Annotated in this window: 4 protein-coding genes; all 4 read right to left on the bottom strand. The window is 46.3% G+C overall.

The features are described from left to right. Positions 1–844: 844 nt before the first annotated feature. Positions 845–1,555 (bottom strand): potassium channel family protein, encoded by a 711-nt coding sequence (locus N836_RS63555; RefSeq protein WP_023075234.1) that lies wholly within the window; start codon positions 1,553–1,555, stop codon positions 845–847. 621 nt (positions 1,556–2,176) lie between these two features. Then, positions 2,177–3,922 (bottom strand): NAD(P)/FAD-dependent oxidoreductase, encoded by a 1,746-nt coding sequence (locus N836_RS0139105; RefSeq protein ID WP_023075233.1) that lies wholly within the window; start codon positions 3,920–3,922, stop codon positions 2,177–2,179. Positions 3,923–4,131: 209 nt separating this feature from the next. Then, positions 4,132–4,752 carry a sugar O-acetyltransferase gene (locus tag N836_RS63550; protein ID WP_023075232.1) on the bottom strand — a complete coding sequence of 207 codons (621 nt, stop codon included), beginning with the start codon at positions 4,750–4,752 and terminating at the stop codon, positions 4,132–4,134. A gap of 88 nt (positions 4,753–4,840) precedes the next feature. After that, positions 4,841–6,646, bottom strand: a complete 1,806-nt coding sequence (locus tag N836_RS63545) for an alpha/beta hydrolase (protein WP_051394664.1) — start codon at positions 6,644–6,646, stop codon at positions 4,841–4,843. Positions 6,647–6,681: the final 35 nt, after the last annotated feature.

Raw genomic sequence — 6,681 nt, 5'->3', positions numbered from 1 at the left:
TTGATGGAGGTCCAGTGTTGAAGAGGCGTCCTTGCTCCGATGTCTGATGAGACTCTATCTTTCACAATGGATACGGTTCCATTACCCCGATTTATCGTTAAAGACCCGCCAGAAGTCTGCCATCTTTCGATGTGGGGCAAAGCTTGAACCCCTATCTTCCGCATTACACGAGAGCCTTCGCGTTCTCTGGCATCCTTTACCCGCTGGATAGTTGTGCATTCCTTACGGTTTGCCTACTCTGACACTCCAGAGAATCCATCGGGCTTCTGTAGTTCCGAGTATGTGAGATGCATCCGGGTCGGGTTCCGTCTTTACTCCGGTGGGAGTGTGACCTATCGCTTAGCGGACAAGCGAGCCGCTAAGCCACCCACGTACCTTTTGGTCTCAGTGTTTCAGCCTGATTTCACTGACACGGTAAATGACGAAGCTTCGTCAACGGTTTACTGATGTTAACCCTTTCGGACTTCCCCTAGCCCTTTCCCAGTTTAGGCTGCCAGGTCAGGATACGTTCGTGGTCTGCATTCCACTGATGTCATTACTAACGTCAGCGTGACCGGAGTCGGTGACTCTGTTACGTGGGGACAGCAGGACAGGTGCTGCTGGGAGAGTATCTCCACTCTTAATTTGGCTGTTGCCTCCTTGCCACACTCGACTTATCTACATCGCACCGCTTCAATTACCCCTATCTTGTTAAACCACGGGTCTCACTTGGATATGTGCAAAATGATGTCCACCTCGACGGCAGAATGATGTGCGCTTTGAGCCCAAGGGAATTGAGTTAGCTAGTCGAATCGACTTTTAGAAGGAGGGCAGAGGCCTAGTTCGTGTGCTCATGGGATCAACGTTAGAGTTGTTCTAGTGTAGAATCGTTTCTGATTGAGGGTGGATTGTCTTGAGATTCTCGATGAGCCAGGTAGCTACTTACTAGCAGCGCCATAAACACTGCTGGATAAACCTGGCCAATTAGGGCTTCTAGAATAGTCATTACAGACGCTGCTTCACTAACTGGGGTGATATCGCCAAATCCGAGAGTAGTAAGGATAACAAAGCTAAAATACAACACCCGTAAACGCGAGGTTTCTGTTACGAGAGCACTAGAAAAAGCATTGGCGTTAAGAGTGTAAATAATGCTGTAGAACAGCGCCCAAAGATATCCCAACAGCAGATAGACACAGACCCCTCCCTTCACTGTGTCACTCGTAACCCGTGAAGCTTGGAGAATATTTTTCAGAATAAGTAAGACAGCCGAGCTAAAAAAGAAACTGTAGATTCCTTGAACGGTTAACAAAAAAAAAGAACTGGTGGGTAGCCAGCTAAAAGTCAGGAAAATGTCTAAAAGAAAACCAATGAATGAGATCGCAACTATCAGAACAAACAGCAATCGACTTAGTCGATAGGACCGAATAATTAAGAACGAAATATGGAACAGCAAAAAAGAAGCCAGCAAGTCTCCCCACCCACCATCCGCAAAGGGAATTACTAACAGTCTCACCACCGTTACGGCCAAGAGCTGATTATATTGAGGAGGCGAAGCTGCCTTTCTGAAAATATCCATTGCTTATTTCACGACTGGAACGATGAGATGGCGGTCGAAATCGCCACCGAAATGAATTACGTGAATACCCTGATTAAGAGAAACGTCTTTCAGGTAAAGCTGTGAAGAAACAATGACCTGACTGTTGAAAATCAGCTGTAGGGCTTTGCCAGCGGAAAAACAAGTACGCCTATAGTACAAAGCAATCTCACATCTAACATTGTTTTAGGGATGTCGGCAATTTTATCCTTGACAGGCCTGAGAGTAAAGTGGCTTCCCCCAACGTTACAGTTGACAGCCGAGAAATACAAAGTCTTTATCTTTTACGGCACAGATTTCAATCAAAACTGAGCACGGTTTTAATGGTTAGGACTTACGCATAGCTTAAAAAACTGATAGCTTTAGAGTAAGCCAGAAACGTTATTAGATAACCTTTCCAGGCCGCTGCCAACCCGCAGCGTGGAATAACGCTTGGTTTCCACTTGGATGTGACTCAAGAGGTGAATCACATCCAAGTTAGGAATCAAGGGGTTTACAGAACTAGTAATGCTGTAAAGTTTGGAATAAAAGCTTTTTCTGGTAAAAGGGTGTTTGCGCTAACAGTTTATTAGTGCCACTTTGTTGTGGAAACTTTTTAGAAATCTATCTCTTGGTTGCGTAAGTCCTAATGGTATCTAGAACCGCTTCTTCTTCTGGAGAAACCCGTTGATTATCGAATGGCTTGCTTCCTGCAGCTTGAGCGACGCAATTGCAGCAGCTATAGAGCAGCTCTTTATATTCGCGCAATTCTTCTGGAGTAGACTTCTCTGTTAAAAGAGCAATTGCTTGGTTAATATAGGTTACAGCTTTTTCTAATATTTCACCCGGACGTTTACGGATGAGATTGGCGTGATCTATCGCCATCTTACGCTTGGTCTGATGGCCGAAGAGGGCATAAATCACCTGGTTTGTGGGATATTTTCTCATTGCACCCGCCAGTTCCTGTCTGAGAGTTGTCACCTCTAGGAGATCAGCCAGAGGACCAGTTTCCGCCATAGAAACCGCCACTGCACTCAGGGTAACGGCATTGCTGAGAGTAATCAGCTCTTCTACTTCGTAGCCTGCGGTATAGTCAATAGCGTGGTACTCACCGGAATAAAGCTGAAACACGTCGTCCTTAATCCAATCCAACGTGGTTCTAACATTGTGAGAAGGTGTAGGAGTTAGTCCCAGGTACATCATCTGCCGAATCGTCTGTCCTACAGGCCCGACGATCTCGTAGCGATCAAACACATTGGCGACACTGGTCCCCAGACCCAGCTTCATCATAGTGCCTCGAAAGCTTACGCTAGAGGTAGGTAAAGATTCTGGATGTTTGACCTTTGCCATCAGAGCCGCAGCGATCGCCCCACCCTGCTGGTAAGCTACCTGAGCTGTAGCAGGTAGTGGCTTACAACCAGGATGATCAGACTGGATAACAGCACAGTCCCCTGCGGCGAAGACATCAGGATACGCCAAAAGCTGCAGGGTCGGCTTTACCAAGAGCTGACCCCGTTTAGCCCGTTCACTTGCGGGAATTGGTAGTGACTGAATGAGGGGATGAACCTTGGTCCCGGCTGTCCAGACGACCGTACCTGCTGCCAAAGATTCATTTTTATCATTGCGAGTAAAGTCCACCCTATCGGGACAAACTGTCGTCACTGAAGCACCTAATATCAGCTCTGGTTGGACGGTTCGATTTTCCATCGACTTCATCGCTGTATCCCGGAGACGACTGTTGACGTCACCTGTGAGAATATCACCCCGATTCAGTAAAACGATACGAATGTCTTCTGGACTACCGTCCATTGTCTCGTACCACCTGGGTAGTAGGTCCCCTAATGTCAGGGCCAGTTCTACCCCGACCGGCCCCCCGCCAACAATCGCTACGGTTAGCAGCGATCGTCGTTCCTCCATGGACGAACATTGCGTAGCCTTTTCTAACCGTGCCATAAGACGTTGTTTGAGGGCATCCGCATCGGCTTTATCTTGAAACGTTAAAGCATGGTCAGCGGCCCCCTCAGCAAAAAACGCCGGAACACTACCCGTTGTCAGTACTAGGTTTCCGTAGCCCAAAGTCTTACCCTGTAAGAGATGGACGCAGCGAGCACCTAAATCAACCTGGGTTACTGTGCCTTTAACAAACGAGATGTCACGACCGTGGAGTAACTCAACATAAAGGGGATGGATTTGATAAGACTCCATCTCCCCGCTCATATAGTCATACAGAAGCGGTTTAAAGCAGAAACGATCGGTGCAGTCAATTAATGTGATGGGATGGGGATAGTGCTGATTAGTCAGGTGCAGTGCCGTAAATAGTCCTGCAAAACCAGCGCCAATAATAATGGTTGGAGCGTCTAGTGGATTCATCGAAAGTTTGTGAGAGGTAAATGAGTGGGTTAGCTATGGTGAGCATCTATGGTCGCTGTCGAGCGTAAGTCAGCGATTCAGAAAATACTGGCTGAATAAGGTTTAACAGAGCAAACTTCATCTAACAGAAGAGGATTATCTGATACTTAGAGAGCTGTTAATCTGAATAGCTAGGATAGAATAAGGACTTCGACTCGATGTGAGGAAAATTATGCGTATCTCGTCTGGGGTGTACAACGTATATTAAGCTGTTTTTTATCTTGCATAAAAAGACTCTCAACGTTTTCTGTTGGTCTGCAGGGATTGCTGACAGCAACCACATTAGCAGGCAAAGATTCAGTTACCACACTGCCTGAACCAACAACAGTATTTTGACCAATATGTACACAAGGGAAGATTATACTATCACTTCCAACCCATACATTGTCTTCAATCTCAATGCCAACAGAGCGTTCAAGACCGATGGATCGTTCACCTGGATTGATAGGGTGAACAGCTGTGTAGAGATGAACACCAGGTCCTAACTTTACACCATTGCCAATGCGAACACGCGCATGATCTAGAATAGTGCGGTTAAAGCTGAAATACACGTTGTCACCAAGGCTAATGTTGTAGCCATAATCACAAAAAAATGGAGGCTCAATCAAACAGGTTTTTTCTACCTTGCCCAACAAACTCTTCAAATACCTTTTCCGGTTTGAGCTACCATCATGGGAAAGCAAATTATAACGATGGCACGTTGTATGGGCACGTTCTCTCGCCTGAGCAAGCAGCGGATCTGACGGCTGGTACAGCTGCCCAGTCATCATCTTTTCTATTTCTAAGGTCATTGTTCAATCCTTAACAAACTGATGTGATGATTTAACGTTAGAAAAACAGATGTCTCTAATGCGTTCAACTTTTTCCAGAGAATGAGTTTTAGAATGTGGTTAAACGCTGGCTTTCAGTGCAGCTTTTTAGATCAACTTGCCTGGTAGAAAAGCAGGTTGGCAACGACCGGAGTAGATGCAGTTTAATGGGTTCTACACTAACGTTCTCGACATAGGCGGCGGTTAGGTAGGGATTGTAGATTTCATCCCCTACCAAAGAGACCTGAGCGTGGGCGATCAACAGTGTCACCATCAGGTTAAACAGCCATTTTTCGCTAGCATCAAAGCTGTCTACAATATCACTTCTGGGGGACACCAAGTCTAAGACAGCCCGAGTAAGAGCAGACGTGTGGGACAGGTTTTCCGCCAAGTAAAAATATCTTTCAGAGGTAGTCAGCCATTGGAAAGCGGCTAACTGTTCTTGCACAATGGGGGTAGCAATATCGTACGCTCCACCCACTATGACGACTGGGATCTGAATTTTTCCCATACCATTTTCTCCAAATAGATTGCTCAAAGGAGATAGGGCAAAAATCGATCCAATGCGGCCATCGGCTAGGCTACCATTGATCAACTGTTCAAGCACCTGGGGTGATTCTGTCAATTCTAGCAATCGACATTGAATGAGCAGGGCAATATTGACATTGTCTGGCACAATATCGGCCTCCAACTCACACTGTTGCTCTAGGAGTCTAATATCGACGGTCGCCCCAGCCGTAGCTAATGCCGTATAACCTCCAAACGAGTGCCCTGCCAGCCCTACACGCTCTAACTGTAATCGTCCTTGAAACTCAGTCTTATTTTTCTCTTCTAGGGTATCGAGAAGAAAATGAATATCCAGAGGGCGATTGATAAACTCCATTACATCAAAGGACTCACGGCCTAGCCCTAGTGCTAAATCATGCTGATAGGCTTTGTTACTCCCAATATGTTCCGGAACAGCGACAACAAAACCATTGGATGCAATACTAGTAGCTGCTGCCACTGATTCGGGATTGGTACGAGTGTCGCCGTAGCCATGAGAAAAAATGATGATTGGAATGGGTCCAGGAATAGCATTGAGGTTAGCAGGTAGATAGAGATCGGCGGGGTATGTGCGGTTACGCTCTCTATCATCCAACATCAATGATTGCTTAACCACATCAAACTGAGATACGTCTGCCAACATTGGTAAAGACTGATAGTCCAACATCGGCTCGGTGGTGGCAACAGCAACAGACTGTTGAATAGTCACGTTCACTAAACTTTCAGTGGTCTCAATATTGGCCTGAATGGCATCAGATAACGCCAGTATTTGTTGCAAATCCAGCCGGACCCCAGCAGTTGGGTAAAACCGCAGGAGATTGATCAGCGAGAGGCCAGCTGGATCGGCTGCTGCCAGGACCATCGCTGCTCGAATTGCCTGCTGACCATTTTGACGCCCTTGGGTTTGAATTAACTGCCCCATCTTTGCTAAAACCTGCTCACCAATGGGAGAATACAACCATTGAGACAGCATGAACGGATCGCCTATTTGTTCAGGAATACCGTTACTTAAATCCACAAAGGGAGTGCTCAAGATGCGCTGAAGTTCCTGACGATTTTCCGGTGAAATCTTATCCAGATACGGAGTTAATTCGGCATCTATGGTGCCGTCCTGGGCAAATGTTTCCAGGGATGAGATCGGAATTTGTCGCCCCAAAATACCATAGTCAAAGTAAAGTTCTTCTGCTGAATGGACAGGCAAGGTGACCATTACGCCGGAAAGCAGACCTAAAGCAGTGGCCTGTGTTAATCGTCGAATTGCTTTGGTATAACCTATTCTAGAAGGCTTTGACACCGGCAACAGGGTAAACGGTAAAAGTGCAGAACTCATAACAATAGAAAATGAGAAAAGAATCTTAGTTCAAA

The organism is Leptolyngbya sp. Heron Island J (assembly GCF_000482245.1).
In the GTDB taxonomy this organism is placed as follows: domain Bacteria; phylum Cyanobacteriota; class Cyanobacteriia; order Phormidesmidales; family Phormidesmidaceae; genus Leptothoe.
The sequence above is the reverse complement of the archived record's forward strand: the minus strand, read 5'-3'. Positions and strand labels throughout refer to the sequence as shown.

Bases quoted from the DNA above. Each gene is read 5' to 3' on its own strand.
- N836_RS63555 (WP_023075234.1), bottom strand. From the start codon at position 1,555: ATGGATATTTTCAGAAAGGCAGCTTCGCCTCCTCAATATAATCAGCTC.
- N836_RS0139105 (WP_023075233.1), bottom strand. From the start codon at position 3,922: ATGAATCCACTAGACGCTCCAACCATTATTATTGGCGCTGGTTTTGCA.
- N836_RS63550 (WP_023075232.1), bottom strand. From the start codon at position 4,752: ATGACCTTAGAAATAGAAAAGATGATGACTGGGCAGCTGTACCAGCCG.
- N836_RS63545 (WP_051394664.1), bottom strand. From the start codon at position 6,646: ATGAGTTCTGCACTTTTACCGTTTACCCTGTTGCCGGTGTCAAAGCCT.